The following is an 18138-nucleotide window of genomic DNA, read 5'->3' as shown; positions in this document are numbered from 1 at the left end:
CATATTTCGGCAACGATCAATTAGATATATTTTAAGAATTCAAGAAGTCTAACTATCTAGTAATCTTCTATGATAATTAATTTGTCCAGTATGATAACTCAAATGCCATAATAAGTGCAGTAGCATTAATTCATAAGAAGGAATTTCTCCGTTTTTTTCAATCGGATATTTTTCTTGTAACTTTTCTTCGGGAAAGTTTTGTAAAGCAGTAATCACAATTTCTTTTACACTAGCAACTTCTGCGAGTAAAGTTGCTTTTGGAACATCTTTTGTTGCAAATTCTGCTTCTCGTTGACGAACATAATTGGTGTTTCCCATATGTTTTCCAATAAAATGATTCAGGTTTCCAATTAAGTGTAAACACAAATTTCCGCTGCAATTCGAAATGTTCTCTGCGATTTTCCATAGCGAAGATTCATCTTTATATTGTTCAACCTCAGAAGTCAATCGGTCAATTTCTCTTATAAATAATTTTGTGATAGAAGCTTTCATAAAGTAGTTTTTTGATACAATAAAAATACAAATATTGTTTTCGTTCCGCAATGAAAAATAGGGAAGATTGTGGCTAAAATTAGTAGCTTTGTAAATCTTAGATAAAACATCGTATGAACTCCAGAAAAGCACAATTAGAAGCCTTTGATCGTTTACTAACCATAATGGACGAGTTGCGCGAGCAATGTCCGTGGGACAGAAAGCAAACATTGCAAAGTTTACGTCATTTAACCATTGAAGAAACCTATGAATTAGGTGATGCAATTTTAGAGAATGATTTAAATGAAGTTAAAAACGAATTAGGTGATTTGCTACTTCACATTGTATTTTATTCCAAAATTGGTAGTGAAACGAAGGATTTTGATATGGCAGATGTAGCAAATGGAATTTGTGAAAAACTCATCAATCGTCATCCGCATATTTATGGTGATGTTGAGGTGAAAGATGAAGAAGATGTAAAACGAAATTGGGAGAATCTGAAATTAAAAGAAGGAAAGAAATCTGTGTTAGAAGGTGTTCCAAAGAGTTTGCCTGCGTTGGTAAAAGCCAATCGTATTCAAGATAAAGTAGCTGGTGTTGGTTTTGATTGGGAAGAACCACAACAAGTTTGGGAGAAGTTACAAGAAGAATTAGAAGAGTTTCAAGAAGAAGTAGCCAAAGATGATAAAGAAGCAATGGAAGCTGAATTTGGCGATGTATTATTCTCTATGATCAATTATGCACGTTTCCTTAAAATAGATCCTGAGAATGCTTTAGAACGTACCAATAAGAAGTTTATCAAACGTTTTCAATACTTAGAACAAAAAGTTGCTTTACAAAATAAACAACTTGTTGATATGACACTTGCCGAAATGGACGTTTTTTGGGAAGAAGCGAAGAAGCTGTAAATTAGGTGTTAGGTGTTTGTTTCTAGTTTTGAAATCGTCACTTCGAGTGATTCGCTAAAGCGAATTGTATCGAGAAGTACTTTATAAATGTAAAAAACACTTTGATATTTGTGAGATGTTGAATTAAATTTTGTTTGACAAAGATCTTGTCATTCCTGCTAAGTCTATTTTAATTCTAGTAAAATAAAAAAGCCATTTAGTTTCCTAAACAGCTTTCGTATATTTATAATTGACATTTAAAATTTCTCAATACTAAAATCTCAATACTATTCTATAATTACAACGATCTCAATTGATCTAATTTTGCTTTCCAAGTACCTAATGCTCTTTTGTGCTTTTCAATATCTTGATGCACTTTTTTCAACATTGGACTGTTTGATGATGAATTTGAGAAGAATTGTAAGTTGTTTTCCAACTGACGAATCTCTCCAGAAATATCATCAATTTTTCTGCGAATAAAAATTCGTTCTGAATTGATTTTATGCGCGTCTAAATTTTCTAAACGATTGCTATACTTTATCAACTCAGATTCTTGCTTGTCAATATTCAATTTCTTGAATAATCCGTCAATGACTTTGTTGAATTTGTTATCAATATTTTTCTTGTTGTATGGAACTCTACCAATTGTTTTCCATTCAGCAATTTTTTCCTTTATCGTTTCAATATCTTGCTTTGTATCGTCTGACAATTCAAACGCTTCCATAGCTGTTAAGAAAGTTTGCTTTTTCTCTAAAGCTTCTAATTCACCTTCGTTCGCTTTGTTTTTCTGCGCGTGTAATTTGTCAAAATAATGATTACAAGCATTTTTGAATTGTTTCCAAACCTTATCAGAAATTTTCTTTGGTACATGACCAATTTTTTTCCAATCAGCTTGTACTTTCTTCATTTGCGGCGTTGTTGCTGTCCAATCGTCACTATCTTTTAATGACTCAGCCAATTCAATTAACGCTAACTTTTTTGCTAAATTTTCTTGTTGTTCTTTCTTTAGGGATTTGTAAAATGCATTTTTATTTGCATTAAACTCACGTACAGCTTGCTTGAATTTTGCCCAAGTAGCTTCATTCACTTTTAATGGCACTTTTCCAGCATTGAAAAATACTTCACGCAATTTTTCAATCTCTTTAATTTTGTTTTGCCATTGGTTATGAACACTATATGTTCCACCAGAAATTTCTTTTATTTTTTCAATAATCTCTTCTTTTACGACCAAATTTTGTTCGTAAATTTTATCTATATTTTTGAAATATTCTTGACGTCTATCGTGAATAACTTTTGTAGCTGCACTAAACTTATTCCAGATTTCTTCACGCAATTCTTTAGCAACAGGACCAATATCTTCTTTCCAAATTCGGTGTAGGTTTTGCAATTCTCTAAACGAATGAATTACATCATCTTCTTGAGCTAACTCTTCTGCACGTGCTACAATTTTTTGCTTTTCAGCATAATTGTGTTTAAAATCTAAATCACGTAAATCTCTATTTAAATGTAAAAAGTCGTAAAAACGTTCTACATGATGATGATACGTGCGCCAAACATTATTGTATTGCGTTTTCGGAATAGAACCAGCAGTACGCCATTCTTCCTGAATTTGCTTAAAATGCTTGTACGTTGTGTTGATGTTTTCTTCAACATTCAACAAGCCTTTGAGTTCTTCAATTAAAGACAAACGCTTTTCTAAATTTGCGTTCAAATCTTTCTCTAAACTCTTATAGTAGTCTGAGCGTTTTGTACGATATGCATTATACGCTACATTATATTTTCCTTTGATTGGAAGCGAAAAATGGAAGTCAATAATATTTCCACCTTCTGCTAAAAATTCTTCTTTACGTTGTTCTAAAACTTCGTTGAACTTTAGATTGAATTCTGTTTTAATTCCTTCAACATGTTCTTTTATCGCTTGAACTTTTTCATTCTGAACCAATTTTTCTAACTCAATAACTAGGTCTTCCATTGTCATTGAATGATAATCTAACACAGGAATTTCATGGCGAACATTGGCACTTTCATCTTCTGCGTCTTCTGCTACATTTTCATGCACTTCATTGACAGCTTCCTGATGTGCTTCCATCGTTTGCTCTGCTTCTTCCACAACTTCTTCTGTCTCAGTTTCCGCTACAACTTCCGTTTTAGCTTCAGCTTCGATTTCAACTTCTTTTTCAGTCTCCGTCTCAACTTCTTCTGTAACTTCAGTTTCGGTTTTCGCTTCAACTTCTTTCTCAGTTTCAACTTCCGTTTCTGCTTCAACTACGGTTGTATCTTCAACATTGTTTTCTACTTCATTTTCAACTTTAGCCTCAGTATCAGGCGTGACAGTAGTTTCTTCTGTGTTTTCTGGAGTTGGTTGTGATTCTAAATTTCCTTCTGCGTTTTGCAGGTTATCATCTTTTTCTTCTAACATCATAAAAATGTTTGGGTTCGTTCTTTTTCAAGCTTTAAAGTCCGAATATACTAACAACAAACAAAACGACAAAGTTTTACAGATGAGAAACTTCAATAAATTCTCTAAAAATGAATGGTTTTGCTAAGAATTCCATATTTTCCAAGCTTTTTCAGCTTGAAATTCCAACATTTTATAACCATTTGCAATTTGTGCACCTTGCAAACGTCCGAGCTTTAAAAAGGTAGTTTCGGATGGATTGTAAATTAAATCGAACAATAAAAAGTCTTTAGAAACATATTTATATGGAATATCAGGACATTCTTCAATTTTAGGAAAAGTACCTAATGGTGTAGAATTAACTATTATTGGATGCGATTTCATTATTTTTTCGCTTAAATCTTGATAAGAAATTGATTGTTCATTTTTGGGCTTTCTTGAAACGAATTTATACTCAATATTCAATTCTTCAAATACAAATGCAATTGCTTTAGATGCGCCGCCAGTTCCAAGAATTAATGCCTTTGTGTGATTCTTTTTTAAATAAGGTTTAATCGATTTTTTAAACCCATAACAATCTGTATTGTATCCTTTTAAGCTTCCATCTTTTTTGATTTTAATCGTATTTACAGCGCCAATTTTTTTTGCTTTTTTGTGTAAATCATCAAGGAAAGGAATCACATCTTCTTTGTATGGAATGGTTACGTTCATTCCTTTTAAATTCGGATATTGTTTGATGATTTTCGGGAAATCTTTAATCGTCGGAATATCAAAATTTGTATAATAATGATCCGTGAGCTTTAAAGCTTTGAATTTGTCTTTAAAATAACCTCTAGAAAACGAATACGCAATATGTTTTCCGAGCAATCCGAAAAGAGCATTATATTTTTCTTGTTCGTTTTCCATACCAATCTAGTCCTAATACTATTGAAATTCCAATCAGAATATAAAATATAGCAATCCAAGTTTCACTACTTGCAAAATCTGGAATCATACGTTTGTAATTCTGAATGATTTGTTTATTGTTTGAATCGAGTAAAAATATACCAGCTGCATCTGTTTTGTAAATGGTTTCTTTCCAGGGCCAAACGACGCCAAGTGAACCCGAAATAAATCCGATAATGATAGCTGTAGTAATATTTTTGTAATGTTTTAAAACGTAGTTTAATACGTGTGAAAGTGTCACCAACCCGACTGTTGAACCAGCAGTGAATACACCAAGAATTTTTAAATCACGAACGCGTTCAGGATTGCTGGCAAATGCAAAATCGCCGCGAAGCATATCTGCAAATGTATCATATAGCGCATTTACAGAATCAACTAAAAGTAATACGTAATTTCCGAGAAGTATCAAGATGAACGAACCTGAAAGTCCAGGTAATGTCATGCCCGATACACTAATAATTCCGCAAATAAAAACAAATCCTAAGTGATCGTTTTCTTTAGCAGGATTCATTAAGCTAATGGCAATTCCGACAGTAATTCCAATCAATAGACTCAAAATAGTTTTTCGATTCCAGTGATTAAAATCTTTCCCAATGTAATATATCGAACCAAGAATCATCCCAAAAAAAGCAGACCAAACATAGAGTTCGTAATGCTGAATAAAGTAATCGAGAATTTTGGAGACACTAAAATAGCTTACTAACATTCCTAGGATTAATAACCCTAAAAATTTTCCATTGATGTATTGATAGAAACTCTTAAAACGTCCGTTGAATAAAAGCTTGAACGCTTTTCCGTTGATGCGTTGTAATGAATAGATGAATTCTTCGTAAAAACCTGCTACAAATGCTACAATTCCGCCAGAAACACCAGGCACTTTGTTTGCTGCGCCCATTGCTAAACCTTTGATAACAAGGAAGATTTTATCTTTGAGCGTTCGAGTGCTTTGCATGTGTTTTAACGGATCATTTAATTAGACTGTTTTTTATTGGCGAATTTCTCCATCATAAAAATAGTCAGAAATCCGACAACCATCAACACAATTGCAAAAAGAAGTTGTGGATCTAAACTGTTTGTCGTTTCAAATGTAGTTGGAAGTATGCTTTTTCCATACACGTTTACCGTTTCTCCATGCGAATCTACACGTGTTCCCGTGATAATTTTCCATGGCCAAATTTTATTGAGTGAACCTAAAATAAAACCTGATAAAACAGCTAACGTTAAGTTATTATAATTGCTAAATAACCATTTTAATATTTTAGAAAATGATAATAATCCAACAATAGCTCCAACGGCAAATATGGCAATCGTTTTGAAATCTTTGTTATTAATAGCGCCCAAAACAGGTTCGTATGCGCCTAAAAGTACTAGGATAAAAGCACCAGAAATTCCAGGGAGAATCATGGCACAAATTGCTAATGCACCAGCAATGAATATAAACCAAGAAGAACTTACACTTTGTTCGCCAGTTGGTAAGGTTGTAATGTAGTAGGCTATAATCGCGCCAAGCACAAAACCAAGAATCGTTTTCCAATTCCACTTTTTTATTTGTTTTCCAATGAATAAAATACTTGCAACAACCAAACCAAAGAAAAATGCCCATAGTAATACAGGTTCATTATTTAATAATGATTTGATGACTTTTGCTAAGGATAATATACTGATTCCAATTCCTATGAGTAATGCAAATAGAAAGTTTCCATTGAGTTGTGTCCAAGCGGCTTTGAAACCATCTTTTCTCAACGTTTTTAGTAAACCTAAATTTACATTGTTGATGGATGTAATGAGTTCTTCGTAAATTCCAGAGATAAAGGCAATTGTTCCGCCAGAAACGCCAGGAACTACATCCGCTGCGCCCATTGCGAGTCCTTTTAATGTGATTAATACGTAATCGAATAGACTTCTATTCATGTGTTGCTTGTATTATAAGTTTTTATTGAACTCAATTAGATTTTTAACATCTAAGTGAATTCATTTCATTCAAAACCGTAGAAATCAATACTATTTGTTCCTAGGAAGAATGTACACGCAAAAGTATGGAATTTTATGTGGACGATTTTTTAAATTGTGAAATAATATTTTTCACGGAAACTCTCATAAATACACTTGGAAAAAGTTGTTGAAACATTAGGTGTTTTTTGAAATTGTTTCGCAATGCATTTTTTAGATGAAATGTTCCTTTATTTTGCTCGCCAAGTGTGAAATAAATTCCTGCCAATCTGTATTCTATTTTTGCATTATCAGGAAAGAATTCTAGCGCTTGTAAAAGTACATGCGTTGCATTTTTATATTCACCCAAAAGCTTTAGAATATCTGCCCAAGCTACCCAAGTACTTAGTTCATAATTACCAAGTTCTACCGTTTTTTGATACGCAATATCTGCTTCTTCATAGAGTTGTAATGCTCTGTGAATTTCGGCACTACGTTTCCAATACGAAACATTTTCTGTATCAATATTGATGGCTTTGTTGATGTAGTATAATGCTTTCTGATAGTTTTCCTCTTTCACATAATAATCTGTGATGGCAGTCCAACCTTTATCTAATAACGGATCTTCATGAACCGTTTTGTAGAAGAATTTTACGGCTAAATCTTTTTTGCCTAGTTTTTCATAACATTTACCAATACGCAAGTATGCAAACGAAGTTGGATCGTCTAATTCGAGCGTTATTTTGTAGTTATGAATCGCTTCTTTGTGTTCGCCAAGCTTTTCTAGTACTTTTCCTTTTTCAAGATATGCACCAATAAAACGATCATCAGCTATAATTGCAAAATCAAAAGCCGCTAATGCTTCGGGAAACATTTTTTTGATGAAATATTGTTTCCCCAATTGATGCCAAGCTACTTCTGAGTATGGATTTTTGTCTATATAACTATTCAAGTAACTGATAGCGCCATCGATGTCTTCTAGAAACTCAAAACAATAGATGGTGTTGTATAAAGAAGAGTAGTCGTCAATATCAATTTCAATACACTTCATAAAGTGCTTTTTCGCTTCTTTAAAATCATCAATGAATAGATATTCCATTCCAATTAGCGAATTTACGTCTGCCAAATCAGTACTATAGTCTAACGACATTTTTAGTAATTCAATGGCTTTGTAATGTTGATCTCTTTTGGAAAGAATATTTGCTTTTTGAATGTATACTTCTGCGTTTGATGTTTCTAATATATATAATGCATCAAGCAATTTTTCGGCTTGATCTAGTTTATTTTCAAACACCATCAGTTCGATTTCCATGAGTTTTAAACTTACGGAACTCGGATGTTGTTCAAGTCCTATTTTGATGGCTTTTTTTGCCAAACCTACTTTTCCAGAATCAAGATAATGATGAATGATATCTTCAAATTCAGCAGAATCAAAAAATAAAACATTATTCGTTTTTAACATCGATTCAAATCTTGACAAAGCAAAGTTTTGATCTTCATTAGAGCTAAATAGCATAGGCAATACGCGTTTTTAGTTTTCTATTACATTAAATGTAGTTGAACATTTTGTTATTTTTAAATGAAATCATTTTTGTTTTCAACAAAATAATCAACAATAATTTTAATTGTCAATTTGACAACTGTTTGGTTTTTAGGTGGTTATTTTTTGCAGCGGGTTGCGAGGTCAGTATTTATAACGAATATGAGTGTTATTTAGTCTTGAATACTGTTTAAAACTTTCATAATTATGGCACAACCTTGTTTTATTTCTCCTTCAGATATTGTTAAAGGTGGCGTAATTCTAACAGCTTTTGGTTCAAAAAGTAGCCAAAATAAAATGAGTCCTTCTTCTTGACAATCCAAAATAATTTGGTTTGCTATGTCTGAATTTTTCACAATTAGCGAAAGCATTAATCCTTTTCCTCTAATTTCTTCAATGTATTTGTGTTGTAATAGTTGTCTAAATAATTTTTCTTTTTCTAAAGTTTGCACCATTACATCACTTTCTGTGATTTCTTGTAATGTTGCTAAACTTGCTGCAGCAATTACTGGATGACCACCAAAGGTTGTAATGTGTCCAAGTTTTGGTTGATCTTGTAATGAATCCATCATTTCGGTAGAAGCTGTAAACGCACCAACTGGCATTCCGCCGCCCATTCCTTTTCCCATGACTACAATATCGGGTACAACATCATAGTTTTGAAATCCAAATAGTTTTCCCGTACGCCCAAATCCTGGTTGAATTTCATCTAGTATGAATAAGGCACCAACTTCTTCACAACGTTGTTTTACTTTTTTTAAATAATCATTCTTAGGAACAATAAATCCTGCACCACCTTGAATTGTTTCTAGAACGACACCAGCCGTTTTTGTAGTGATTTTTTCTAAATCAACTTCGTTATTAAATTCTATAAAATTCACATCTGGTAATAAAGGTCTGAATGCTTGTTTGCGTTCTTCAAATCCCATGATGCTCATAGCACCTTGTGTATTTCCATGATATGCATGTGTTGCTGCAATCAACTCAGAACGACCTGTAAAACGTTTGGCAAGTTTCATAGCGCCTTCAATAGCTTCCGTTCCTGAATTCGTTAAGTATGTTTTTTCTAACGGATTTGGCAATTGAGAAGCTAATAACTTTGTGAATTCTACGGCAGTTTTTTGAACATATTCACCATACACCATCACATGCAAGTATTTGTCAAGTTGATTTTTAATCGCATTGATAACTCTTGGATGTTTGTGCCCTAAACTACATGCTGAAACACCTGCTACAAAGTCTAAATAGGCTTTGTTATTGGTGTCGTAAATATAGCTTCCTTCCGCATGTGAAACTTCCATTGCTAATGGATGCGGTGTTGTTTGTGCTTGGTATGTGAAAAAATCTTCTTTCATGTAAAATCTCCTTCAAAAATCTGTTGGCAAAGATACGAAGTTAATTGTTGAGAATGTTATGTTTTACTTGATGGATTTCTGTGGTTGCAGTTGAATAATTCAATGATTCAAAAAACATTAAGAAAACTTATTAGCAGCTTCAATCAGTAATTTTTCGACTTCTTGTAGCTTTAAAGAAATTATTGCTGCTCCAATAGCAATAGGAGATTGAAAACGACCATAGTTATACTTCAAACTTTGCTTAGTGAGTATATTTTTACTTTTGTCAATATATGTAGTTGGGTTTTTCACATGAACAACTAAGAAATTATTAGAAGCTACTTTGACCTGTTGAAAACCAGTAATGTCTTTCCATGAAATAAAACCAATACTAGTTGCTGTGGAATTGTCTATGATTCCTTTAGAGTTGATAGTAAGTGCAGGTTTAGGTTTTATCATTCTTAAAATTCCAATAACAAAAGTTGATCCAAAAAATAAGATTGCAACAATACCTATTGTATTAATAAATGTAGCATTAAAACGATCACTGTGAGGAATAATCTCAAAGCATAAGCAAAAACCTAATGCTATAAACACTAGACTTCCTAAGGAGAGAAGTATTATTTTTTTCTTGCTTTGCGGAATTATAATTTCATCATTCATATTTCAAGTGCTTTATGTTTTAGACTCAATGAATCGGAATATGTTACAGTTTGGTTCTTAGATTAAAAAAAGTAAATACTCAAAAATTGATAAGTATTACTATTCTCTGAGATTAAGAGGTTCACTTCTTTTTTCATTTTTTACAATGGTGTAATATATATTTAGAATAAATACAAGAATAGAAAGAACTTCTAGAGTAAGTATAACACTATAATTAACTTCAATAAAAAATCTTATAAGAGGAATTGTAAAAAAGAATATGACATGTATTCTGGAGTAAAAAAGATTTGTTTTTGTTTTAGTAAAAAAGAAAATCGATGCATATACAATAGGATATATGTAGTATTTCAGCATGAAAAAATTGTCAATAGATTTTATAACTGGTTCAAAAATCCTACTATTTGCAGGATCTAAATTTAAGACCTCAAACATAATTATACCTAGGAAAGATGTAAACAGTATAGAAAATAGAAAAACAACAAACAGTTTGTTTTGAACTGTATCATTGAAGCTTGTTAGTATCTTTTTTGTATTCACCATATTCTAAATGACTTTATTAATTTAGACACAAGAAATTAAGATATGTTACAAGTTTGAAGTTTAAATTTAAGAATTAAAAGATTGAATAGCTATAAGTTAGGTGTTATAAATACATTCCTATGTTCAACTTACTGTTCTTTTAATTTAGTTTTAGCTTTAGGTTGGACAGCAAGTTTCTTCTTTTCGTAGATTTTTTTCTTTTTTGGAGTCACAGCTTTTGCTTTTACAACTGGCTTTTTCTTTTCCTCATCAGGATCTTTTTCTTCTTCCAGCGGATCCATTGCATTATTGATTCCACGAATTACTGGCAATACAATATTGTTATCATCTTCATCAAAAATATCATCTTTGGAATACATGCGTTCATCACCACGCCAAATAAAACCTCGAAGTTTACGTGCGTTTTTTGGTAAATCTTTATCAGGATAAATTACACCATCAGGTCGTGTGAAAAAGGTAATGTCTTCAATTTGACTTTCATTCAATGTTAAGTTGATTGCACTACAAATTGTTTTGTTAATTCCAATAAATTCATTTTCATCATTATACATAAAGTACACAACTTCGGTATTTTTAACAACATCTACTTCGCGCAAGTTGTTCTCTTCAAATTTGCCATACAGATTTTTCCCTTTTACCTGATTGTAACCTTCGCCGAGTGTATCTTTACTCACAATAAAAGCATTATTAATTACTTTTAAAGAATCGAGTTTTTCTGTTTTTACATTCGAAATCAAGAAAATAGTATCACCTGTCATTTGACTATCGCCGTTCCACATAATAGGTTTACGGATCATTTTTGTAATACCTGATTTGTTATCTGCAAACAAAGAATCACACTTTCCGCTCATATCCGTTTTGAAAAACTTCACATTTCTATACGCACGAATTACTCTACTTTCTGGCGGACCAGTAACTAACAAACGATCACCGTGAATGTACATAGAATCAGCTTCTACTAAACTAATGGCGACAGCTCGCTTAGTGATATACGCAGAATCTTTAGCTTTGTATACTTCGCCATAATGACCTTTGAGCACCATATTATTAATCGTGTCCGTAATTTTTATATTATTGGTGGCAGAAGCAAATTCTGAGCTTTTTTCAAAGTATAAACTATCACCATTTATAATACGATTGTCATAATCAATTCTAGATTCTTTTACAAAATATCCTTTTTCAGTAACCGTATTGTAAAATCCTCGTTTACAAAATATAGTATATTCTTCACCTTTAATAGTAGAAGGTCCATACATATATGCGTGTTTGGAATCTGTATAATAATCTAGTTGTGTTGAATTTACCGTGTATTCAGGATTCGTAATCACGACATCTTTTAAAAATTGATACTTCTTTTTTGGCATAAAATAGCGACCTTCAATACTTGTAAGTGTTGTGGCACTATCTTTTACAACGCCTTTTGTTGTAAAATAAGCTTCTTGCAGATTGCGATCAAAATATAACGTATCAGTTGTTAAGGTCATATCTGTATTTTGCAAACGTACATTTCGTTTGGAAACTGCTAATTTTGTATCTCCATCATATTCAATGTATTCACTAGTCATTTCAACAGAATCACCTTGTTGAATAAAAACATTTCCATATGCTTTTACCCAATTTCTATCTTGAAATAGTACAGCTCTATCACACCACAAATCCATTCCTTCATGTTCAAATCGGACTTGACCTGTTGTTGTTTTAGAGAATATTTTGGCTCCTGGATATTTATTTTCATCTACCTTCAAATCACCACCATATACAATTTTGATGACTGTTTCTCCACCTTTAGAAGCCGGATTTTGCCCAAATGCAATTTGTGCTAAGAACAATAGGATGAATAATTTTTTCATAAAAATGCTACGCTAATAATTATAATCTGAATACTTTTTAAATGTATAATGATTAAAAATTCGCTCAAAAATAATCTTTTTTGCTAGTAATGCTTAAAAATTATGAATTTTTAACTCCTAACATATTAGAACTTACAATTATGTAATAAAAACTATAGAGAGCGAAATTATAATAGTAGTCTTAAACTCACAATTTAATGTTAAAATTTTAGTTTGCTACTCAATAACTATAACATTATATGTTATTTTTAAACGAATTAAATAATTAAAACCACAATCATGAAAAAACAAATTATTCTCTTTGGGCTCCTATTTTTGGTGAGTCTGGGCAGTTCATTTAAAGCAACTGCACAATCAAAACAAAGTGTACAAAGCGACCTAATAAGTACTACCATTGATGGAACAAAGATTCCTACGGATCCTAATGTGAAAATGGGGAAACTTTCTAATGGACTTACATATTACATTAGAAATAATGGTAAACCTGAAAATAAAGTAGAATTGCGTTTAGTTGTAAATGCAGGTTCTATCTTGGAAGATGAAGACCAACTTGGATTGGCACATTTTATGGAGCATATGAATTTCAATGGAACAAAAAACTTCAAAAAGAACGAACTTGTTGATTATCTGCAAAGCATCGGAGTAAAATTTGGAGCACACTTAAATGCTTATACAAGTTTTGATGAAACGGTATATATCTTACCAATACCAAGTGATGATCCTGAAAAACTTGAAAAAGGATTTCAAATTATTGAAGACTGGGCACATAATGCATTGTTGACAGATGAAGAAATTGATAATGAAAGAGGTGTTGTACTAGAAGAATATCGTTTAGGAAAAGGTGCAAACGAACGTATGTTACAAAAATATTTACCAAAAATAATGTACGGTTCTAAATATGCAAAGCGCTTACCGATTGGAACAAAAGAAGTTATAGAAAATTTTAAATATGAAAGCCTTAGACGATTTTATAAAGATTGGTATCGTCCAGATTTAATGGCAGTTATTGCTGTTGGAGATGTAGATGTTGCTGTGTTAGAAGAAAAAATAAAATCACACTTTGGAAAAATTCCTGCAGCAGTAAATCCAAAGCCAAGAGTTACGCATGATGTGAAAAATCATGATGAAACGTTTGTTGCTATTGAAACAGATAAAGAAGCATCATTTACGCAAATACAAGTATTATTTAAAGATTTAGGCGTACCAAAGAAAGTGGTAACAACAGATGATTACAGAAAACGAATTGTAAAAGGTTTATTCTCTCAGATGATCAATAATCGTTTAAGTGAATTGGCAGAATCTGAAAAACCACCGTTTGTTTTTGGATCTAGTTATCATGGAGGCACTTGGGCACGAACAAAAGATGCCTATCAATCTACTGCAATGTCAGCAGCTGATGGACAATTGACAGCATTGTCAACGTTATTGGAAGAAAACGAACGTGCACGTAAATACGGATTTGGTAAAGGAGAATTTGAAAGAGCTAAGAAGAATATCATGGCACGACTTGAAAAAGCGTTCAAGGATAGAAATAAGCTAGAGTCAAACAGAATTGTTGGACAATATGTAAGTAACTTTTTATCAGGAAATCCTATACCAGGAATAGAATGGTCATATAATTTCTACAAAGAACAATTGCCTACTATTAAATTAGAAGAAATTAATAAAGTGATCAATACATATCTACGAGATACTAATAGAGTAATTGTATTAACTGGTCCAGAAAAAGAGGATACACCAAAAATTACAGAAGCAGAAGTGCTAGCAGTTCTCAATGGAGTTTCGTCGAAAGACATTAAACCATATGAAGACAAAGAAGTAGGGAGTTCTTTAATTTCAGAATTGCCACCAGCAGGAACTATTACAAATAAAACTTCAAATGATGAAATTGGTGTGACAACCTTAACACTAAGCAACGGAGCTAAAGTTGTATACAAAAAGACAGATTTTAAAAACGATGAGGTGCTATTCTCAGCATTTAGTTTTGGAGGAAGTTCATTATATACTGATGAAGAATTTAAGGCAATTGGTTCTGCAAATCGAGGATTGGCTGAAGCTGGTGTAAATGGTTTCTCAAAAATTGATATACGAAAAATGATGTCTGGAAAAATTGCGCGTGTTTCACCATATATTGGATCGTACCGAGAAGGATTTAACGGAAGTGCTACACCAAAAGACTTGGAAGAATTATTCCAAATGACACATTTATATTTTACCAAATTAAATAAAGATGAAAAAGCATATAATTCCTATATCACAAAACAAAAAGGATTTTTAGCTAATATTATGAAAAGCCCTCAATTTTATTTCCAGTTTCAAATGGGGAAATTTATGAATGGAAAAAATCCAAGATACCAAGGATTTCCAACTCCTGAAATGATGGATGCTAGTGATTATAACTTAGCATATGAAAAATACCAAGAACGATTTGCAGATGCTGGTGATTTCAACTTTTATTTTGTTGGAAATGTTGATGAGAAAAAACTAGCTGCATATGCTACCAAATATTTAGCAAGTTTACCAGGTAAAAACTCAAATGAAGCGCCTAAATTATCATCATTCCGACCAATAACAGGAAAACATACAAAAATTATAGAAAAAGGAGAAGATCCTAAAAGTGCTGTACAAATCATTTTCAATGGAGAAACTGAGTACAATGCTAAAGAAGCAAGATCATTACAACTTTTAGGAGAAATACTAAGTATCAAACTTATTGAAAAACTGCGTGAGCAAGAAGGTGGCGTTTATGGAGCAGGAGCAAACGGAAGCATGCGTTCGTATCCTTATGGTTGGTATAATTTTAGAATATCATTTCCATGTGGACCTGAAAACGTAGACAAATTAAAAGATGCTGCTTTGGCAGAATTACAAACAATTATAGATGACGGTCCAACAGAAAAAGATGTCAGCAAAGTAAAAGAATCGAATCTGTTAGAAAACAAAGAGGAAATTAAAAAGAATCGCTTCTGGTTACGTTACTTATCAAATTCTGATTATATGGATAGAGACGTAAATAGAATGTTGAATTTTGAAGCATCTGTAAATGGAATTACAGCAAAAGACATTCAAAATGTTGCAAAAAAATATTTAAATAGTGGCTATATTTTAGGGATTCATAATCCTGAAAAATAAAAGCATATAACGTATCAAAACCGCTTAGAAATATCTAAGCGGTTTTTTTGTGCCTAGTTTTAACGAAACATTATCATGTTTGTTAATAATTTTCATTTCATTAACTCAATAATAATTGTATTTTTATCGCTTAAAATCCTCAAACAAAACATGGGCAAAATAATTGCTATCGCAAATCAAAAAGGTGGAGTAGGAAAAACGACGACATCTGTAAACTTAGCAGCTTCTTTAGGCGTTCTTGAAAAGAAAGTTTTATTAATAGATGCTGATCCACAAGCTAATGCAACTTCTGGATTAGGAATTGATGTTGAAGCTGTTGAAAAAGGAACCTACCAAGTGTTAGAACATACGGCAAATGCGGCAGACGTTATTGTGGAAACAAGCTCGCCAAATTTAAGTATGATTCCTGCACATATTGACTTGGTAGCGATTGAAATAGAGCTGGTAGACAAGGATCAACGTGAATATATGTTGAAAAAAGCGCTAAAACCAATTAAAAATCAATATGATTATATTTTAATTGATTGTGCGCCATCATTAGGGTTATTAACCTTAAATGCATTAACAGCGGCAGACTCTGTAATGATTCCGATACAATGTGAGTATTTTGCATTAGAAGGGTTAGGAAAGTTATTAAACACAATAAAAAGTGTTCAAAAAATACACAATGCTGCTTTAGATATTGAAGGATTGTTATTAACAATGTACGATTCACGCTTACGTTTATCAAACCAAGTAGTAGAAGAAGTACAGAAACATTTCAACGATATGGTGTTTTCAACAATCATTCAACGAAATGTACGATTGAGTGAAGCTCCAAGTTATGGAGAAAGTATCATTAACTATGATGCTGGAAGTAAAGGTGCAAGCAATTATTTAAGTTTAGCACACGAAGTGATCAAAAAAAATAGTGGTAAATAAGATTGATTTATGGCGAAGGCAACAAAAAAACAAGCACTAGGTAGAGGATTGTCCGCATTACTAAAAGATCCTAAAAACGATATAACATCAGTTTCGGATAAAAATGCAGACAAAGTAGTAGGGAATATTGTAGAACTAGCAATTGATACAATTGAAGTAAATCCGTTTCAACCACGAACAAATTTCAATGAAGAAACGCTTCGTGAATTGGCTTCTTCCATTAGAGAATTAGGCGTAATTCAGCCAATAACAGTTCGTAAACTAGGTTTTGAAAACTATCAATTAGTTTCTGGAGAACGTCGTTTTAGAGCATCCAAATTAATTGGATTAGAAACGATTCCTGCGTATGTGCGTATTGCAAACGATCAAGAATCGTTAGAAATGGCATTGGTGGAAAACATTCAACGTTCTGACTTAGATCCTATTGAAATAGCTTTATCATACCAACGATTAATTGACGAAATTAGCTTAACGCAAGAACAAATGAGTCAACGTGTTGGAAAAAAACGTTCCACGATTGCTAACTACTTACGTTTATTAAAACTTGATCCAATTGTACAAACTGGAATGCGCGATGGCTTTCTGAGTATGGGACATGGACGTACGTTGGTAAATGTAGAAAACACAAACGATCAATTAGAAATCTATGAAATGATTCTTACCAAATCACTATCTGTTCGTGAAACAGAAGAGTTGGTGAAGAATTATAAAAAAGATAAAACAATTGAAACACCAAAAAAGGAGGCAGAAGCTGTTCCTAAATTTGTGAAAAAAGGAATTCGTGATTTCTCAGAATATTTTGGTCACAATGTTGATGTAAAAGTTGGAACGAATGGAAAAGGGAAAATTACCATTCCATTTCATTCAGAACAAGACTTTGCACGAATTAAAAAATTACTAAAGAGTGGGAAATAAAATCATCATACTACTTTGTAGCTTGTGTTTTATAACAAACGCATGGTCGCAAACTGAAGAAGGAAAAGACGGAAAAGTGGAGAAGCAAAAGGCTGAATCGCTGTTGGTGGTACAAGACACTATAAATATTGCAAAAAAAGAAATCAATCCGTTATCGCCTTCAAAAGCGGCATTCTATTCTGCAATATTGCCTGGATTAGGACAAGCATACAATAAAAAATACTGGAAAATTCCAATTGTATATGCAGCAATGGGAACAGGAATTTATTTCTATATCACTAACAACAAGCAATATAATCGTTATAGAACTGCTTATAAACAACGTTTGGCAGGAGTAAAAGACGAATTTAGCTTAGTTGTTCCAGATGCAAATGCACTAATTGATGCACAAGAATTTTATCAACGGAACAGAGATTTATCGTTATTATTAACGGTTGTTGCTTATGTGTTAAATATTGTTGACGCTAATGTTGATGCGCATTTATTACAATTTAATGTGAGCGATGATTTGTCATTTCGTCCGCATATAGATCAAAATGAAATTGATTTCAATCGAAATTTAGGACTAACGCTAAACTTTAAGTTTTAACTTCTTCACAAAGTAGCTTCAAAA

Annotated in this window: 14 protein-coding genes; 5 read left to right on the top strand and 9 right to left on the bottom strand. The window is 32.4% G+C overall.

The annotated features are described in order from the left end of the window. Positions 1–48: 48 nt before the first annotated feature. Complete coding sequence (locus ACUUYC_RS24550; RefSeq protein WP_474270322.1) at positions 49–492, bottom strand: DUF1572 family protein; 444 nt, start codon at positions 490–492, stop codon at positions 49–51. Between the two features lie 113 nt (positions 493–605). Here ACUUYC_RS24550 and mazG point away from each other — a divergent pair, with 113 nt between their 5' ends. Further along, a complete protein-coding gene (gene mazG, locus ACUUYC_RS24545; protein ID WP_474270321.1) occupies positions 606–1379 on the top strand; it encodes a nucleoside triphosphate pyrophosphohydrolase in 774 nt (257 codons plus the stop codon). Positions 1380–1656: 277 nt separating this feature from the next. Here mazG and ACUUYC_RS24540 read toward each other — a convergent pair whose 3' ends face one another. From ACUUYC_RS24540 to ACUUYC_RS24505, 8 genes are all read right to left on the bottom strand, one after another. After that, on the bottom strand, positions 1657–3777 hold the full coding sequence (locus ACUUYC_RS24540) for a DUF349 domain-containing protein (protein WP_474270579.1): 2121 nt from the start codon (positions 3775–3777) through the stop codon (positions 1657–1659). A 123-nt stretch (positions 3778–3900) separates the two neighbouring features. After that, positions 3901–4662, bottom strand: coding sequence for a shikimate dehydrogenase family protein (locus ACUUYC_RS24535; protein WP_474270318.1), 762 nt, complete (start codon positions 4660–4662; stop codon positions 3901–3903). Next, on the bottom strand, positions 4637–5653 hold the full coding sequence (locus ACUUYC_RS24530) for a DUF368 domain-containing protein (RefSeq protein ID WP_474270316.1): 1017 nt from the start codon (positions 5651–5653) through the stop codon (positions 4637–4639). Before ACUUYC_RS24530 ends, ACUUYC_RS24535 begins: the two co-directional genes overlap by 26 nt. 17 nt (positions 5654–5670) lie before the next feature. Continuing rightward, the gene (locus ACUUYC_RS24525) at positions 5671–6612 is read right to left on the bottom strand and encodes a polyprenyl-phosphate transporter (protein ID WP_474270315.1); all 942 of its coding nucleotides are present in this window, start codon (positions 6610–6612) and stop codon (positions 5671–5673) included. Between the two features lie 133 nt (positions 6613–6745). After that, positions 6746–8146, bottom strand: a complete 1401-nt coding sequence (locus ACUUYC_RS24520) for a tetratricopeptide repeat protein (protein ID WP_474270313.1) — start codon at positions 8144–8146, stop codon at positions 6746–6748. A 197-nt stretch (positions 8147–8343) separates the two neighbouring features. Continuing rightward, positions 8344–9525 (bottom strand): aspartate aminotransferase family protein, encoded by a 1182-nt coding sequence (locus ACUUYC_RS24515; RefSeq protein ID WP_474270311.1) that lies wholly within the window; start codon positions 9523–9525, stop codon positions 8344–8346. A gap of 117 nt (positions 9526–9642) precedes the next feature. Beyond that, entirely contained in the window at positions 9643–10167 is a 525-nt protein-coding gene (locus ACUUYC_RS24510; protein WP_474270308.1) for an STM3941 family protein, read from the bottom strand. Positions 10168–10835: 668 nt separating this feature from the next. Next, a complete protein-coding gene (locus ACUUYC_RS24505) occupies positions 10836–12557 on the bottom strand; it encodes an OstA-like protein (RefSeq protein WP_474270306.1) in 1722 nt (573 codons plus the stop codon). 279 nt (positions 12558–12836) lie between these two features. On the opposite strand from ACUUYC_RS24505, the gene ACUUYC_RS24500 reads away from it, so the two are divergent. From ACUUYC_RS24500 to ACUUYC_RS24485, 4 genes are all read left to right on the top strand, one after another. Further along, positions 12837–15689 carry a M16 family metallopeptidase gene (locus tag ACUUYC_RS24500; RefSeq protein ID WP_474270305.1) on the top strand — a complete coding sequence of 951 codons (2853 nt, stop codon included), beginning with the start codon at positions 12837–12839 and terminating at the stop codon, positions 15687–15689. Between the two features lie 150 nt (positions 15690–15839). Next, on the top strand, positions 15840–16610 hold the full coding sequence (locus ACUUYC_RS24495) for a ParA family protein (RefSeq protein WP_474270303.1): 771 nt from the start codon (positions 15840–15842) through the stop codon (positions 16608–16610). 9 nt (positions 16611–16619) lie between these two features. Next, the gene (locus ACUUYC_RS24490) at positions 16620–17525 is read left to right on the top strand and encodes a ParB/RepB/Spo0J family partition protein (RefSeq protein ID WP_474270301.1); all 906 of its coding nucleotides are present in this window, start codon (positions 16620–16622) and stop codon (positions 17523–17525) included. After that, on the top strand, positions 17515–18114 hold the full coding sequence (locus tag ACUUYC_RS24485; protein ID WP_474270300.1) for a DUF5683 domain-containing protein: 600 nt from the start codon (positions 17515–17517) through the stop codon (positions 18112–18114). The genes ACUUYC_RS24490 and ACUUYC_RS24485 overlap by 11 nt, the downstream gene beginning before the upstream one ends. The last annotated feature ends 24 nt before the right edge of the window (positions 18115–18138 follow it).

Source organism: Kordia sp. E, assembly GCF_056033805.1.
This window is presented reverse-complemented; position numbering and strand designations above follow the sequence as displayed.

Excerpts from the sequence above, each read along its gene's own strand:
- ACUUYC_RS24535 (WP_474270318.1), bottom strand. The coding sequence starts at position 4,662 with ATGGAAAACGAACAAGAAAAATATAATGCTCTTTTCGGATTGCTCGGA.
- ACUUYC_RS24495 (WP_474270303.1), top strand. The coding sequence starts at position 15,840 with ATGGGCAAAATAATTGCTATCGCAAATCAAAAAGGTGGAGTAGGAAAA.
- ACUUYC_RS24500 (WP_474270305.1), top strand. The coding sequence starts at position 12,837 with ATGAAAAAACAAATTATTCTCTTTGGGCTCCTATTTTTGGTGAGTCTG.
- mazG (WP_474270321.1), top strand. The coding sequence starts at position 606 with ATGAACTCCAGAAAAGCACAATTAGAAGCCTTTGATCGTTTACTAACC.
- ACUUYC_RS24530 (WP_474270316.1), bottom strand. The coding sequence starts at position 5,653 with ATGCAAAGCACTCGAACGCTCAAAGATAAAATCTTCCTTGTTATCAAA.
- ACUUYC_RS24540 (WP_474270579.1), bottom strand. The coding sequence starts at position 3,777 with ATGTTAGAAGAAAAAGATGATAACCTGCAAAACGCAGAAGGAAATTTA.
- ACUUYC_RS24550 (WP_474270322.1), bottom strand. The coding sequence starts at position 492 with ATGAAAGCTTCTATCACAAAATTATTTATAAGAGAAATTGACCGATTG.
- ACUUYC_RS24505 (WP_474270306.1), bottom strand. The coding sequence starts at position 12,557 with ATGAAAAAATTATTCATCCTATTGTTCTTAGCACAAATTGCATTTGGG.
- ACUUYC_RS24520 (WP_474270313.1), bottom strand. The coding sequence starts at position 8,146 with ATGCTATTTAGCTCTAATGAAGATCAAAACTTTGCTTTGTCAAGATTT.
- ACUUYC_RS24515 (WP_474270311.1), bottom strand. The coding sequence starts at position 9,525 with ATGAAAGAAGATTTTTTCACATACCAAGCACAAACAACACCGCATCCA.
- ACUUYC_RS24525 (WP_474270315.1), bottom strand. The coding sequence starts at position 6,612 with ATGAATAGAAGTCTATTCGATTACGTATTAATCACATTAAAAGGACTC.
- ACUUYC_RS24490 (WP_474270301.1), top strand. The coding sequence starts at position 16,620 with ATGGCGAAGGCAACAAAAAAACAAGCACTAGGTAGAGGATTGTCCGCA.
- ACUUYC_RS24510 (WP_474270308.1), bottom strand. The coding sequence starts at position 10,167 with ATGAATGATGAAATTATAATTCCGCAAAGCAAGAAAAAAATAATACTT.